Annotated in this window: 14 protein-coding genes; 12 read left to right on the forward strand and 2 right to left on the reverse strand. The window is 41.7% G+C overall.

All coding sequences use genetic code 11. The annotated features are described in order from the left end of the window. Positions 1-103: 103 nt before the first annotated feature. On the reverse strand, positions 104-1,651 hold the full coding sequence (gene guaA, locus ACYSNO_RS06720; protein ID WP_461730313.1) for a glutamine-hydrolyzing GMP synthase: 1,548 nt from the start codon (positions 1,649-1,651) through the stop codon (positions 104-106). A gap of 133 nt (positions 1,652-1,784) precedes the next feature. Further along, positions 1,785-2,705, reverse strand: coding sequence for a type I pantothenate kinase (coaA, locus tag ACYSNO_RS06725; protein ID WP_461730294.1), 921 nt, complete (start codon positions 2,703-2,705; stop codon positions 1,785-1,787). A 158-nt stretch (positions 2,706-2,863) separates the two neighbouring features. Here coaA and ACYSNO_RS06730 point away from each other — a divergent pair, with 158 nt between their 5' ends. From ACYSNO_RS06730 to deoD, 12 genes are all read left to right on the forward strand, one after another. Next, a complete protein-coding gene (locus ACYSNO_RS06730; RefSeq protein ID WP_461730295.1) occupies positions 2,864-3,469 on the forward strand; it encodes a class I SAM-dependent methyltransferase in 606 nt (201 codons plus the stop codon). A 19-nt stretch (positions 3,470-3,488) separates the two neighbouring features. Further along, positions 3,489-4,502, forward strand: a complete 1,014-nt coding sequence (locus ACYSNO_RS06735; protein ID WP_461730296.1) for a LacI family DNA-binding transcriptional regulator — start codon at positions 3,489-3,491, stop codon at positions 4,500-4,502. A 178-nt stretch (positions 4,503-4,680) separates the two neighbouring features. Further along, positions 4,681-5,982 carry a pyrimidine-nucleoside phosphorylase gene (locus ACYSNO_RS06740; RefSeq protein WP_461730297.1) on the forward strand — a complete coding sequence of 434 codons (1,302 nt, stop codon included), beginning with the start codon at positions 4,681-4,683 and terminating at the stop codon, positions 5,980-5,982. Between the two features lie 11 nt (positions 5,983-5,993). Then, on the forward strand, positions 5,994-6,656 hold the full coding sequence (gene deoC / locus ACYSNO_RS06745) for a deoxyribose-phosphate aldolase (protein WP_461730298.1): 663 nt from the start codon (positions 5,994-5,996) through the stop codon (positions 6,654-6,656). 9 nt (positions 6,657-6,665) lie between these two features. Next, positions 6,666-7,067 carry a cytidine deaminase gene (locus tag ACYSNO_RS06750; RefSeq protein ID WP_461730299.1) on the forward strand — a complete coding sequence of 134 codons (402 nt, stop codon included), beginning with the start codon at positions 6,666-6,668 and terminating at the stop codon, positions 7,065-7,067. A 173-nt stretch (positions 7,068-7,240) separates the two neighbouring features. Continuing rightward, the gene (locus ACYSNO_RS06755; RefSeq protein ID WP_461730300.1) at positions 7,241-8,341 is read left to right on the forward strand and encodes a BMP family lipoprotein; all 1,101 of its coding nucleotides are present in this window, start codon (positions 7,241-7,243) and stop codon (positions 8,339-8,341) included. Between the two features lie 203 nt (positions 8,342-8,544). Continuing rightward, positions 8,545-10,083, forward strand: coding sequence for an ABC transporter ATP-binding protein (locus tag ACYSNO_RS06760; protein ID WP_461730314.1), 1,539 nt, complete (start codon positions 8,545-8,547; stop codon positions 10,081-10,083). Further along, positions 10,076-11,212, forward strand: a complete 1,137-nt coding sequence (locus ACYSNO_RS06765) for an ABC transporter permease (RefSeq protein WP_461730301.1) — start codon at positions 10,076-10,078, stop codon at positions 11,210-11,212. The genes ACYSNO_RS06760 and ACYSNO_RS06765 overlap by 8 nt, the downstream gene beginning before the upstream one ends. Next, positions 11,212-12,168, forward strand: a complete 957-nt coding sequence (locus ACYSNO_RS06770; protein ID WP_461730302.1) for an ABC transporter permease — start codon at positions 11,212-11,214, stop codon at positions 12,166-12,168. Before ACYSNO_RS06765 ends, ACYSNO_RS06770 begins: the two co-directional genes overlap by 1 nt. A 92-nt stretch (positions 12,169-12,260) precedes the next feature. Then, positions 12,261-13,427, forward strand: a complete 1,167-nt coding sequence (gene deoB, locus ACYSNO_RS06775) for a phosphopentomutase (protein WP_461730303.1) — start codon at positions 12,261-12,263, stop codon at positions 13,425-13,427. A 13-nt stretch (positions 13,428-13,440) separates the two neighbouring features. Beyond that, positions 13,441-14,259, forward strand: a complete 819-nt coding sequence (locus tag ACYSNO_RS06780) for a purine-nucleoside phosphorylase (protein WP_461730304.1) — start codon at positions 13,441-13,443, stop codon at positions 14,257-14,259. A 30-nt stretch (positions 14,260-14,289) separates the two neighbouring features. After that, positions 14,290-14,997: a purine-nucleoside phosphorylase gene (gene deoD, locus ACYSNO_RS06785; RefSeq protein ID WP_461730305.1), complete on the forward strand. Its 708-nt coding sequence runs from the start codon at positions 14,290-14,292 to the stop codon at positions 14,995-14,997. The last annotated feature ends 147 nt before the right edge of the window (positions 14,998-15,144 follow it).

A 15,144-nucleotide genomic window follows, 5' to 3' on the forward strand; every position in this document is an offset into this window, starting at 1 on the left:
AACACTGGAGACAGACCAAGTTGTTTTACTTGATTATAGATGTCTTCAAATCATCTTAAATGCTATTAAATCAAGGTTTATAGGTGTAAGTTATCTATTACTTTTATTCCCACTCAATCGTTGCTGGTGGTTTGCTCGTAATGTCATAGACGATGCGGTTTACGTGATCGACTTCATTGACGATTCGCACAGAAATCTTTTGCAAGATGTCCCATGGAATGCGGGCAAAGTCAGCCGTCATCCCATCCACTGATGTGATTGCACGGATACCTACAGTATAGTCATAAGAACGACCATCACCCATCACCCCAACGCTACGGATACCTGGTAAAACAGTGAAGTATTGCCAGATGTCACGGTCAAGGCCAGCAGCGGCGATTTCTTCACGTAAGATGGCATCTGATTCGCGGACAATTTCTAATTTTTCTTCCGTAATTTCGCCAAGAACACGTACACCAAGACCAGGTCCTGGGAAGGGTTGGCGCCAAACGATGTTATCTGGCATGCCTAAAGCAGTTCCTAAGGCGCGGACTTCATCTTTGAATAACGTATTTAAAGGTTCGATTAATTCGAATTCCATATCGTCTGGTAAGCCACCAACGTTATGGTGTGATTTAATGGTTTGGGCAGTTTCTGTTCCTGATTCAATGACGTCAGAATACAAGGTACCTTGCGCCAAGAAAGAAATTTTCGTTTCACCCGCTAATTTTTTCGCTTCATCATCAAACAAGTAAACGAATTCGTTTCCGATGATTTTACGTTTCTTCTCTGGATCGCTTTCGCCAGCTAATTTACCTAAGAAGCGATCTTTCGCGTTGACGCGGATGATGTTCAGACCAAATTTATCACCAAGCATCCCCATTACTTGGTCGCCTTCGTTTTTACGTAATAAACCATGGTCAACAAAGATACAAGTGAGTTGGTCTCCAATTGCTTTTTGTAAAAGCACGCCAACAACGCTTGAATCGACACCGCCTGAAAGGCCAAGTAAGACTTTTTTGTCGCCAACTTGTTGACGAATTTTTGCGATTTCAATGTCAATAAAGTTTTCCATTGACCAATTGCCAGCTGCACCACAGACGTCAAAAGCAAAATGTTTTAAAAGATCGGTTCCGTATTCAGAATGTTGGACTTCTGGATGGAATTGGACACCGTAAATTTTACGCTTGTCGTCTTGAATAGCGGCGATTGGGCAATCTTTGCTTGTCGCAACGACATCAAAACCAGTAGGGGCTTCAGTAACTAAATCACCGTGGCTCATCCAAACAATTTGTTCTTTGGGTGTGTTGCTAAAAAGTACCGCTTCTTCAGTGGTCACATCAAGTTCGGCTTTCCCATATTCTTTCTTACTAGAAGCTTCTACTTTTCCACCTAATTTCTCGGTGACAAGTTGCATTCCGTAACAGATACCTAAAACAGGGATACCTAAGTTTAAGATTTCTTCATCGATATCAAAAGCATTTTCTGCATAGACACTGTTTGGTCCACCAGAAAGAATAATTCCTTTAGGATTAATGGCTTTTACTTCGTCAGCAGTGATACGATGACTTAATAATTCTGAAAAAACACCAAATTCACGAATGCGACGTGTGATTAGTTGGTTAAATTGACTACCGTAATCAAGAACGATGATTTTTTCAACGTTCGGCATATTGTCAATGTTTGGCACAATAAACGACCCCTATCTTCTATAATTTCATGGAAAAGGCGAACCATTTCCACGTGATTTCTCTTGATTATCATAATAAAAGATTGCCGATTTGGCAATTATTTAGCAAAAAAAATTAGTGTTTTCTTAGATAAATTTGATCAATGAGGTGATTTTCTTGTTTATGCAGGATAATATCTGCGCGACCTCGTGTCGGTAGGATGAATTCTTCTAAGTTTTTTAAGTTGACGTTTTTCCAGACGGAACGTGACATGGCGAGTGCTTCTTGTCGGTCGCCAATGGCAAACTTGTAGTAATAGTTTTTAGGGTCTAAGAAGGCCGTATCAAGTAACGATTCAAAACGTTCTAAGTACCATTTTTCAATAAGTTTCGGCTCCGCATCAATGAAAATTGAAAAGTCAAAGAAGTCGCTGACATAAATTTGTTGATTCGCTGGTAGTTGCAAGGTATTAATGCCTTCAACAATTAAGATATCTGGTTGCAAAATCGCCTCAAATTCTCCTGGCACTATGTCGTAAACTTGATGAGAATAAAGGGGGATTTCCACATTTTTCCCTGATTTGACTTCATTTAATGTTTGAATTAAGCGTTCCATGTCATAACTTTCAGGAAAACCCTTACGATTCATTAGTCCTCGTTCTTCTAAGACGGCATTCGGATACAAAAAACCATCTGTCGTAATCAGTTGGACCATTTTACGTGAAAACAAACGAGAAAGTAACGTTTGTAACAGTCTGGCAGCCGTACTTTTTCCGACAGCGACACTGCCTGCCACCCCGATGATAAAAGGGGGAACTTTCACATACCGATGTAAAAATAAACCCTTGCTTAATGTTAACGATTCAAACTCCTTCATGTACAAATGAATCAAATGGCACAAGGGCATGTAGACATCCTCGACATCCTGTACGGAAATTTGGTCATTCAGACTTTTGATACGATCGAGCTCCTCCTGTGTTAAAGGCATGTGTTCTTTTGTATAATAATCTTGCCACTCACTGCGAGGAATTTGATAGTAGTTCACGTTTTCCTTCATTTTTAGCCGGAAACCTCCTTATTCGTCTTCCGCACTAGTTTATCACAAAAAAGTAGGAGACAAAATAATAAATTCCACAGAGTAGAGAAAAGATAGTTTACAAGCCTTCAAATATCGTTATGATTAAGAAAAGGACTTAAAAAAAGGAAGCGAAAATTATGACGAATCATTATTATAGTAAAAAACCAGCGATTGCGCACAATTATGTGACGTGGAATTTTGAATTAAAAGGCAAAGATTTTCGTTTTACCACCGATAGCAATGTTTTTTCTAAAGGAACGGTGGATTATGGTTCACGCGTGCTCATTGAGGCGTTTGAAAGCAAGGACTTGCCAGCGGGCCCCTTGTTGGATGTGGGTTGTGGCTACGGGCCAATTGGCTTATCTTTGGCCTATAGTACTGGACGTTTCGTTGAAATGTTGGATGTGAATGAGCGTGCCGTTGCGCTAGCTCAAAAAAATGCGGAACAAAATCAAATTGAAAATGTAGCGATTCATACATCGGATCTCTACGAAACATTGGAACACTCGGCCTATGCAGCGATTTTAAGTAATCCACCGATTCGGGCAGGTAAGCAAGTCGTGCATGCGATTTTAGAAAAAGCCTATCCTTTACTTTTAGTTGGCGGGACGTTGACGATTGTAATTCAAAAGAAACAAGGCGCGCCAAGTGCTCAAAAGAAAATGCTCGAAGTTTTTGGCAATGCCCAAATTTTATTAAAGGATCGCGGCTATTATATCATTCAAAGCACGAAAGAAAGCTAGTTAGGAAGGAGCGGGGAAATTGAAATTAACCATTCGACAAATTGCTGAGATGGCGGGTGTTTCGGTGACGACCGTTTCGCAAATTTTAAATAATAAAGGAAGCCGTTTTAGCGAACAGACACGCAAACGAGTCTTGGATATTGTAAATGAACATCAATATCGGCCAGATTTTTTTGCTTCAAATTTGATTAATCGACACTCCAAGACGATTGGAATGATTGTGCCTGACGTGACTGATTTTTTCTTTTCGAAGATGGTGGAAGGAGCAGAAAATTACTTAACTCCTTTAGGCTACAAATTGATTCTTTGCCATTCTCAACAAAGTTTGGAAAAAGAAACGCAACTGTTACAAGATTTAAGTCATCGCTCTGTCGATGGTGTGTTGCTTGCAACGCCTAATTTAATGGCGGAAGGCTATACCTACGGGAGTGATTTTTATCGGAAGATGCCTCTGATCTTGATTGATCGCGGGATTAATCAGCGAGATTCCGGTCGTTTGATTATTAAAGAGTATGAAGGTGCGTATCAGGCGGTGAATCATCTCATTCAACAAGGACACCGCAAGATTGCCTTATTAAAAGAAAATGGCAGCTACTACCAATTGCAAGAACGCTACAACGCCTATCGCCATGCCTTAAAAGATGCAGAGATTCCCTATAAAAAACATTACGTGGCCCTGGGTGATTTGACGATTGAAGGAGGCTATCAAGCGGCAAAGCAAGTTTTAACCAATCCTGAAATCACGGCAGTTTTTTGTAGTAACGATGCCATGGCGATTGGTTGTTACCGCGCAATTTATGAAGCAGTGAAGCGAGTACCAGAAGATATTTCAGTGATTGGGTTCGATGATATTGAGCTAACCAAGACACTTACACCAGCGCTAACAACCGTGAATCAACCCATTTTTGAGATTGGTTTTACCGCAGCAAAATTTCTAATTGACGCAATTGAATTTCCAGAACGTCGAATTCCCAATAAAATTTTTGAAACAAAATTAATTCTTCGTGAGAGTGTGAACGATATAACAAGATAACTTCCTCTCTTGAAAAAGAGAGGAAGAAGGGATTGACAGTGAGAAAAAAAGAGCGTATCATGTGTTTTGAAAAGGGTTACATTACGATAACGTATTAAGTAAACCGTTTTACTAAAGTAGTTTACCTATTTTTAAAAATGCGTATAATAAATATTGATGAGAAAGCGAGGTCAAACCCATGCGAATGGTTGATTTGATAAAAAAGAAACGTGATGGTGGCGAATTAACAAAAGATGAGATTCAATGGTTAATGACAAGTTATACTCAGGAGGAAGTTCCAGATTATCAAATGAGCGCTTTTTTAATGACCGTTTTTTATGAAGACATGTCGGATGAAGAAATTACCGCGATGACACTCGCAATGGCACATTCGGGTGAGGTGATTGATTTGTCTTCGATTGAAGGAATCAAAGTCGACAAGCATTCAACCGGAGGCGTCGGTGATACAACCACGTTAATCTTAGCTCCGTTAGTTGCCAGTGTGGGTGTACCTGTGGCGAAAATGTCTGGTCGTGGATTAGGCCATACGGGTGGGACACTCGACAAGCTGGAGGCGATTCCCGGTTTTCAAATTGAACTTTCCGAGGAGCGCTTTACTCAACTCGTGAATCAAAGCAAAGTCGCCGTGATTGGTCAGTCGGGGAATTTAGCCCCCGCCGATAAAAAAATCTATGCTTTGCGTGACGTGACGGCTACCGTTGATTCGATTCCGCTGATTGCGAGTTCGATCATGAGTAAAAAAATTGCTGCTGGTTCGGACGGGATTGTGCTCGATGTAACAACAGGAGATGGTGCCTTTATGAAAGAGTTGGCTGACGCTCAACGGTTAGCCAAAACGATGGTTCGGATTGGTGCGCTAGCCAATCGTCAAACGATGGCTGTCATTTCAGATATGAATCAACCTTTAGGCGAAGCCATTGGCAACAGTTTAGAAGTAGTTGAAGCAATTGAAACCTTGCAAGGAAAAGGTCCTGCAGATTTATTAGAGATGTGTTATGTTTTGGGAAGTCAAATGGTCGTGTTAGCCAAGAAGGCAGAAAATCTAACTGCTGCCCGTCAATTGTTAGTTGAAGCTCTGGAGTCAGGCAAAGCGTTAGAGAAGTTTCGTGAGATGATTCAAAACCAAGGAGGCGATGCGACGGTCATTGATCAGCCAGAAAAATTATTAACCGCGCAATATGAAATCCCATTAATTGCCAAAAAAACAGGTTACGTGACGAAACTTGTTGCAAATGAAATTGGGATTGCCGCGATGATGCTGGGGGCTGGTCGCCAAACGAAAGAGGATGAAATCGATTATGCTGTCGGCTTGAAACTCCATAAAAAAGTTGGTGACGCAGTCAAGCAAGGAGAAAGCTTATTGACAATTTATAGCAATCGTTCAGATGTGACAGAAGTGATTGCCTTATTAGAAAAAAACATTGAAGTCGGTGCAGAAAAGATTTCTCTTCCGCTCATTTATGAAGTAATTACAGAATAGGGAGTGTAAAAATGGAATTAAATCGATTAATGGATCATACCGTTTTAAAGGCGGATACAACACGTGAAGGTGTCATGCAAATTATTGAAGAAGCAAAAACCCATCACTTTTATTCGGTCTGTGTCAATCCTTGTTGGGTGACACTTGCAGCAGCAGAGCTAAAAACATTCCCAACAGCCGTTTGCACGGTAATTGGCTTTCCTTTAGGTGCCAATACAACGGCAACCAAAGCCTTTGAAACAACGGAGGCCATACAAAATGGCGCGGATGAAGTTGACATGGTCATTAACGTTGGATGGTTAAAAGCGGGTGAAGACGTCTTGGTTCAAAAAGACATTGAGGCTGTCGTAGCAGCAGCAAAAGATCGTGCCTTAGTCAAAGTTATTTTAGAAACAGCCTTACTCACAAAAGAAGAAATCATCCGTGGTTGTGAGCTCGCTAAGGCTGCAGGAGCCGATTTCGTTAAAACGTCAACTGGATTTTCAACGAGCGGAGCAACTATCGAAGATATTCGCTTGATGCGTCAAACAGTTGGTGAAAAAATGGGTGTGAAAGCTTCTGGTGGGATTCATGATGCGACGCAAGCGATGGCAATGGTCGAAGCAGGGGCGAGTCGTTTAGGTACAAGTGCCAGTGTGGCGATTATCTCAGGTGCAACTGGGATAGGCTATTGAGGTGAGTAAATGAAAACAGAGAAACAAAAATGGATTGAGGAAGCTGTTGCGGCACTGGACCAAGCCTATGTACCCTATTCGCACTTTCCAGTAGGTGCTTGCTTAGTCACCGAGGAAGGAAAAACCTACCAAGGCGTAAATATCGAGAATGCTTCGTTTGGCTTAACGAATTGTGCAGAGCGCACGGCGATTTTTAAGGCGGTTTCTGAAGGAGAACGCGCGTTTCAACATCTTGTAATCGCGGGAAAGACACCTGAACCAATCTCTCCATGTGGCGCTTGTCGTCAGGTGATGGTGGAATTTTTCGATCCGGCAATGCCAGTGACCTTAGTTGGTGAAAATGGCATTCAAAAAGAAATGACAGTTGAAGCACTGTTGCCTTATTTTTTCAACGGTAAAGATTTGTCCTAACAATGGTTTTGATTAGGTGAATGAAAAGGATTTCGCTATAATAAAATGAAGAAGGAAACAAGTTAGCAAATACGATTTTTGATTCCAGTATACAAACGGAACTTACTTTTGTTCAACGGGCCGTTAAAGGCTTTTGAAAATAAAAAAATGAATTTATAGGGGGCTTTTCAGTAATGAAAAAAACAAAATTCTTTGGTTTAAGCGCAGTGGCGTTGGCAAGTGTTTTATTCCTTGGCGCATGCGGAAATGGTGGTACAACAGATGGATCGGGCTCAGGTTCTGCATCGTCAGAAGCGGGCGGGAAAACTGGTTTAGCAACATCTGCCTTAATTACAGATACAGGTGGCGTGGATGACCGTTCCTTTAACCAATCTGCTTGGGAAGGCTTAGAAGCATGGGGGAAAGCAAATGGCGTGACTCGTGGCAATGATGGCTTCCAATACTTCCAATCTTCTAATGAGTCGGACTATATTCCAAATATTGACCAAGCCTTAAGTGCAGGATTTAAAACAATTTTCGGAATTGGTTATAAGCTACAACCAGCGATTGCTGACCAAGCACCATTAAATCCAGAAACAAACTTTGTCATTATCGATGAAGTCGTTGAGGGCGATAACGTCGCTTCTGCAACCTTTAAAGACCAAGAAGCAGCTTACCTTGCAGGTGTCGCAGCTGCTCACACGACAGAAACAGGAAAAGTTGGTTTCATTGGTGGGGTAGAAGGCGAAGTAATCGGACGTTTTGAAGCAGGCTTTAGAGCTGGAATCGAAGCGGCTGCAAAAGAATTAGGTAAAAAAGTCACGTTAGATGTGAAATACGCAGGTGATTTCTCCGCGCCAGATAAAGGACGGACAATCGCTCAAGGGATGTATGGAACAGGCGCAGATATTGTGTACCATGCATCTGGTGCAACAGGGAATGGTGTTTTCCAAGAAGCGAAGTCATTAAACGAAACTGGCGATAAAGTCGTTTGGGTAATCGGTGTAGACCGTGACCAATCCGACGAAGGTGGTTTTAAATTAGATGGCGAAAGCAAAAACTTCACCTTAACTTCAACAACAAAAGGTGTGGGCGCAGTGGTTCAAGACTTGGCTCAAAAAGCAGTTGATGGTTCTTTCCCAGGTGGAGAACATGTTGTCTATGGTTTAGCTGAAGATGGCGTTGGTTTAACAGACGGTCAATTATCTGAAGAAGCGCTTGCGGCAGTAGCTAAAGCAAAAGAACAAATTATTGCTGGTGAAATTGAAGTACCAGAAGCTCCAGCGAAAAAATAAACGGAAGTTGTGAACGAAAAGGCCCGAACTGAAAATCAATCATGAGTTTCAAGTCGGGCTCTTTTTCTTTCAATGAAGTATTTTTGCAAAAAGTATTTCATTGAGAGAAAAAGCTCTCTATAGGGATTGCCATTATAGGATTATAATCAGTGATTAATACAAAGGATGTGAGCATTGTGACGGAAGAACAGTTTGTCATCGAGATGCGTAATATTACCAAAAGTTTTGGGACCTTTAAAGCCAACGATCGCGTGAACCTCCAATTAAAAAAAGGAGAAATTCATGCGTTACTTGGGGAAAATGGTGCAGGTAAATCAACGCTAATGAACATGTTGTCGGGTTTGTTGGAACCTACCTCGGGGGAAATTTTATTAAACGGTCAAGTCGTGGACGTGTCAAGTCCAACGAAAGCCAATCAATTAGGTATCGGGATGGTGCACCAACACTTTATGCTAGTCGATGCCTTTACCGTAACAGAAAACATTATTTTGGGTAATGAACCGAGTCGTTTGGGCGTGTTGAATGAAAAAGCCGCTCGCGAAGAAATACTGCGCGTTTCTGAGCAATATGGATTACAGGTTGATCCAGATGCCTATATTCGTGATATTTCAGTCGGAATGCAACAACGGGTTGAAATTTTGAAGACCTTATATCGGGGAGCAGAAGTGTTAATTTTTGATGAACCGACAGCCGTTTTAACGCCGCAAGAAATTGAGGAATTAATCAAAATCATGCACGGGTTGGTCGACGAAGGAAAATCAATTATTATCATCACACATAAATTAGATGAAATCAAAGCCGTGGCGGATCGCTGCACGGTCATTCGTCGTGGGCAAGGGATTGGAACCGTCGATGTCGCAGATGTTTCTTCTCAAGAATTAGCCGATATGATGGTGGGACGTGCGGTTTCATTTAAGACGGATAAAAAACCAGCCAATCCACAGGAGGTTGTTTTGTCTGTAGAAAACATCGTTGTCAAAGAAAATCGCGGACTTGAAGCAGTGAAACATCTGAGTTTAGATGTTCGCGCAGGTGAAGTCTTAGGAATTGCTGGCATTGATGGCAACGGGCAATCAGAGTTGATTCAAGCCTTAACAGGGTTACGGAAAGTTGAAAGTGGCCATATTTATTTAGGCGGCGACGAAATTACGAATTTTCGTCCGCGAAAAATCACGGAAGCTGGTGTCGGACACGTTCCAGAAGACCGGCATAAATACGGGTTGATTTTGGATATGACTCTTTCCGAAAATATCGCTTTACAAACTTATTATCGGGCACCGATGAGTCGAATGGGCGTCCTTGATTACAATGAAATGAATTACCAGGCGCGTGATTTGATTGAAGAATTTGATGTTCGAACCGTGAATGAACTCGTTCCAGCCAAAGCCCTTTCTGGAGGGAATCAACAAAAAGCGATTATCGCCCGAGAAATTAGCCGTGATCCAGAGTTATTAATTGTTGCCAATCCGACTCGTGGTTTGGATGTCGGTGCGATTGAATTTATTCACAAACGGATTATTGAACAACGAGACAATTTTAAAGCGGTCTTGCTGATTAGTTTTGAACTGGAAGAAATTTTAAATGTTGCCGATCGGATTGCCGTCATTCATGACGGTCAGATTGTCGGTATCGTGGACGCGAAAGAAACCTCAGAGCAAGAGTTAGGATTGCTGATGGCTGGATCTTCCTTAGAAAAAGCGCGTCAAGAGTTAGAACAACAGGAGGTGGCGACCAATGAATAACCGCAATGAAAAAATAAGAAATCTCTTGGTGCCGATTTTATCTGTTATTTTAGGGATTCTTTTGGGAGGCTTGTTAATGCTAGCCTTCGGATACAATCCAATTACTGGATACAGCCAAATGTTGACTGCTTCATTAGGGAACCAAAGAAGTATCGGTGAAACCTTGCGTCAAGCGACACCTTTGATTTTTACTGCTTTAGGGTTTTCAGTAGCTAATTCTGCGGGCTTCTTTAATATCGGTTTATCTGGCCAAGCCTTATGTGGTTGGATTACGAGTGTCTGGGTGGCGCTTGCTTTTCCAGAACTACCTAAAATGGTGTTATTGCCATTAGCGATTCTCTTAGGCGCATTAGCGGGTGCGATTGCTGCAGCAATTCCTGGATTATTGCGGGCTTTCTTTGGCACCAGTGAAGTCATTGTTACAATTATGATGAACTATATCTTACTCTATCTTAGTACGTTTTTACTACAAAATGTTGTCTCTGAAGATCTAAGAACGAGCTTAGACTCTTCAAAAGCAATCGGTGAAAATGCCACACTTCGGATGCCTTGGTTAACGCAATTCTTTGGTGGCTCTCGTGTGAATGGGGGGCTCTTCTTAGCTTTACTCGCGCTGGTGCTCGTATGGTTCTTAATGAAGAAAACAACGCTCGGTTATGAAATTCGTTCTGTTGGGTTAAATCCTTTCGCTTCGGAGTACGCTGGGATGAGTAGCAAACGGACGATTGTGCTATCAATGGTTATTTCTGGTGGTTTGGCCGGACTAGGTGGGGTCGTTGAAGGGTTAGGAACGTACCAAAACTTCTTCGTTCAGACAACTTCTTTATCCATTGGTTTTGATGGAATGGCGGTATCCTTGCTCGGATCAGGAAGTGCGCTAGGTATTTTACTATCAGCAATTTTATTTAGTATTTTAAAAATTGGTGGTTTGGGTATGCAAACAGGAGCCAATATTCCTTTTGAAATTGTCAATGTTTCAATCGCACTCATTATCTTCTTTGTTGGAATTAGTTATGTCATTCGTTTAGGATTAGCAAAATTAATGCCTGATGCCAAAGAAGAAGTCGAACTTGTTCGAACGATTGAAACAACACCAGATGAACAAAGCCAAGAAGGGGGCGAAATCTAATGTCAGTGATTGGAATTATTGCGTTAATTGTGACGTCTACATTGGTTTATTCCACACCGTTGATTTTAACTTCTCTTGGAGGGACATTTTCAGAACGGAGTGGGATTGTCAATGTCGGGCTGGAAGGCATCATGGTGATGGGGGCCTTTAGTGCCGTTGTCTTTAACCTAGAGATGTCTGAACAGTTTCAAGGTTGGACACCATGGTTGGCGATTTTAGTCGGTGGCGCTGTTGGGGTGTTGATTGCGTTGATTCATGCAGTTGCAACGGTGACTTTTCGAGCGGATCATATTATTAGTGGGACAGTCGTGAATTTGATGGCTCCGGCACTCGGTGTTTTCTTAATTAAAGTTTGGTATCAAAAAGGGCAAACAGACAACATTCAGTACAACTTAGGTTACTTTAGTTTTCCTGGATTAGAAAAAATTCCTGTTTTAGGTCCAATCTTTTTTAAGAATACCTTCTTACCGGCTTACTTGGCTGTCATTATCGCGGTTATTGCATGGTATGTTATTTTTAAAACTCGGTTTGGCTTACGTCTTCGTTCGGTTGGGGAGAATCCTCAAGCAGCGGATACGTTAGGGATTAATGTGTATAAATTCCGCTATGCCGGTGTATTGATTTCTGGCTTGCTTGGTGGGATGGGCGGCGCGGTCTTTGCTCAAGCAATCTCAGGGAACTTTTCAGCTGGTACGATTGTCGGTCAAGGGTTTATTTCGATGGCTGCGATGATTTTTGGTAAATGGAATCCGATTGGTGCGCTTGGCGCGGCATTATTCTTTGGTTTCGCTCAAAGTTTAAGTATCATCGGGGCACAACTACCGATTATTTCATCGATTCCACCAGTTTTATTACAAATTGCTCCGTATCTTATTACGGTTATCGTATTAGTGGCTTTCTTAGGAAAAGCTTCTGCACCAAAAGCCAACGGGCGCAATTATATCAAATCAAAATAAGTTTTTACGAAAGGGTGGGGAAAAGGGCGCGATACGCTTAGCCTTGCCCTTTTGTGTATAATAAAAACAGGATGAAGAAAGTAGGGAAGAACATGTTTAAACGTGTACATTTAATTGTAATGGATTCTGTCGGTATTGGTGAAGCACCTGATGCAGCAGCCTTTAATGATGTCGGTTCAGATACATTGGGTCATATTGCTGAAACTGCGGGTTTGACGATTCCTCATTTGGAACAACTAGGCCTTGGAACGATTCGTCCGTTAAAAGGGGTAAAAAATGTTGCGCAACATCAAGGTTATGCGACGAAATTAGAAGAAATTTCTGTTGGAAAAGATACGATGACAGGGCATTGGGAAATCATGGGTTTAAATATTCAAACCCCTTTCCGTGTATTCCCAGAAGGTTTTCCACCAGAATTATTAAAACAAATTGAAGACTTTTCAGGACGGAAAATCCTTTGTAACTTGCCTTATTCTGGAACAGCGGTTTTAGATGATTACGGTCCTGAACAACTGGAAACCGGTGCGTTGATTGTGTATACTTCCGCTGATCCAGTGTTACAAATCGCCGCCCACGAGGAAGTCATTCCTTTAGAAGAACTGTATCGGATTTGTGAGTACGTCCGAGAAATCACCAAAGATGACCCTTATATGATTGGTCGAATTATTGCGCGGCCTTACTTGGGTGAACCAGGAAACTTTAAACGCACGAGCAACCGACATGACTATGCCCTGGATCCGTTTGGTAAAACCGTTTTAGATTCGTTAAAAGAAAATGGCAAAGAGGTAATTGCAGTCGGTAAAATCAATGATATCTTTAACGGACAAGGCATCACAGAATTCGTCCGGACAAAGGACAACATGGATGGTGTCGATCAATTACTAAAAGTGATGGAAAAAGACTTTACCGGATTAAGCTTTACCAACTTGGTAGACTTTGACGCTTTATACGGTCATCGCCGCAATGTGAAGGGGTACGCCCAAGCGATTGAAGACTTTGATCAAAGAATTCCTGAATTACTCCATGCTTTGGATGAAGAGGATTTGTTAATGATTACAGCCGATCATGGTAATGACCCGACTTTCCCAGGGACTGATCATACAAGAGAGTATGTCCCACTGCTCGTCTTCAGCAAGAAATTTGCAGCGGCGGGTGCTTTACCGCAAGGCTTCTTTGCTGATATATCAGCTACTATTGCAGAAAACTTTGGTGTGCCACAAACAGAAAATGGACAAAGCTTTTTAAGTCTTTTAAAATAAAAGGAGGAAAATATTGATGTCATTAACAGAAAAATTACAAGCAACCGTTGCTTTCATGAAGGAACAAGGAGTACAAGAAGTTGAGTTTGGTTTGATTTTAGGTTCAGGGTTAGGGGAATTAGCAGAAGAAATTGAAGAAGCGATTGTGATTCCTTATGACAAAATTCCACATTTTCCGGTTTCAACTGTCGTGGGACATGCGGGTCAATTAGTTTATGGAACCTTATCGGGTAAGAAAGTTTTAGCCATGCAAGGGCGCTTCCATTATTATGAAGGACACTCCATGCAAACAGTGACTTATCCGGTACGTGTAATGAAAGCTCTCGCGGCTCATTCTGTGATTGTAACCAATGCATGTGGTGGTGTAAATGAAACATTTACTCCTGGAGATTTAATGTTAATCACCGACCAAATCAATTTCATGGGTGCCAATCCATTAATCGGTGAAAATGAAGAAGAAATGGGTCCGCGCTTCCCGGATATGAGCCAAGCGTACACCATGAGTTACCGTGAAGTAGCCCGACAAGTCGCTGATGCCAAAGGCTTGCATTTAAAAGAGGGGGTTTACATGGGCTTTACAGGACCGACCTATGAAACACCTGCGGAAATTCGTTTTGCTCGCACGATTGGTGCTGATGCAGTAGGGATGTCGACGGTGCCGGAAGTCATTGTCGCCGCTCATAGTGGACTGAAAGTGTTAGGAATCTCTTGTATTACGAACTTGGCTGCCGGAATGCAAGCAAACTTAAACCATGAAGAAGTCGTTGAAACAACGCAACGTGTCAAAGCAGAATTCAAAGCTTTGATTAAAGAAACCTTAGCTGCTTTATAATTTGAAATTTTATGAGGGAGGACATCATTAATGAGCGTTCATATTGAAGCAAAACCAGGAGAAATTGCAGATAAAATTTTACTACCAGGCGATCCGCTACGGGCGAAGTACATCGCGGAAACCTTCTTAGAAAATCCTGTTTGTTATAATGAAGTTCGGGGAATGCTTGGTTACACAGGAACCTATAAAGGCGAACGAGTTTCGGTGCAAGGGACAGGCATGGGAATGCCTTCTGCATCGATTTATATTCATGAATTGATTCAATCTTATGACGTGAAACGTTTAATTCGTGTGGGAACATGCGGGGCATTATCGACAGATGTACACGTTCGTGACCTCGTCATTGCTCAAGGAGCGGTGACAACGACAGGGATTATCAAACGGAATTTCCCTTACTTTGAATTTGCACCAATTGCAGATTTCCATTTAATGAAAACTGCTTATGAAGTGGCAATGGAAATGAAGATGACCACTCACGTAGGCAATATCTTGTCAGAAGATAGCTTCTATAAAGACTATACTGATGAAATGATTAAACTGGCTGATTACGGAGTCAAAGGCGTGGAGATGGAAGCGGCGGTCCTTTATTACTTAGGTGCCAAATTCAATGTGGAAACATTAGCGATTTGTACGGTAAGTGATCACTTGATTACGGGCGAAGAAACAACGGCCGAAGAACGTCAAACGACTTTCAATGAAATGATTAAAGTTGGTTTAGAAACAGCGATTCGTGCATAAAAAAACAGGAAGTGAGACCTTGATATGCTCCCCTCATAGTAGACACTAGAAAAAATAAAAATTCTAGTCTACTATGAGAGGAGTTTTTTGTATGTCTAAAAGAAGTAAGCACACCGCTATTGAAAAGTATCATTGTATTTTACCTGT

Source organism: Enterococcus sp. LJL98 (assembly GCF_054871745.1).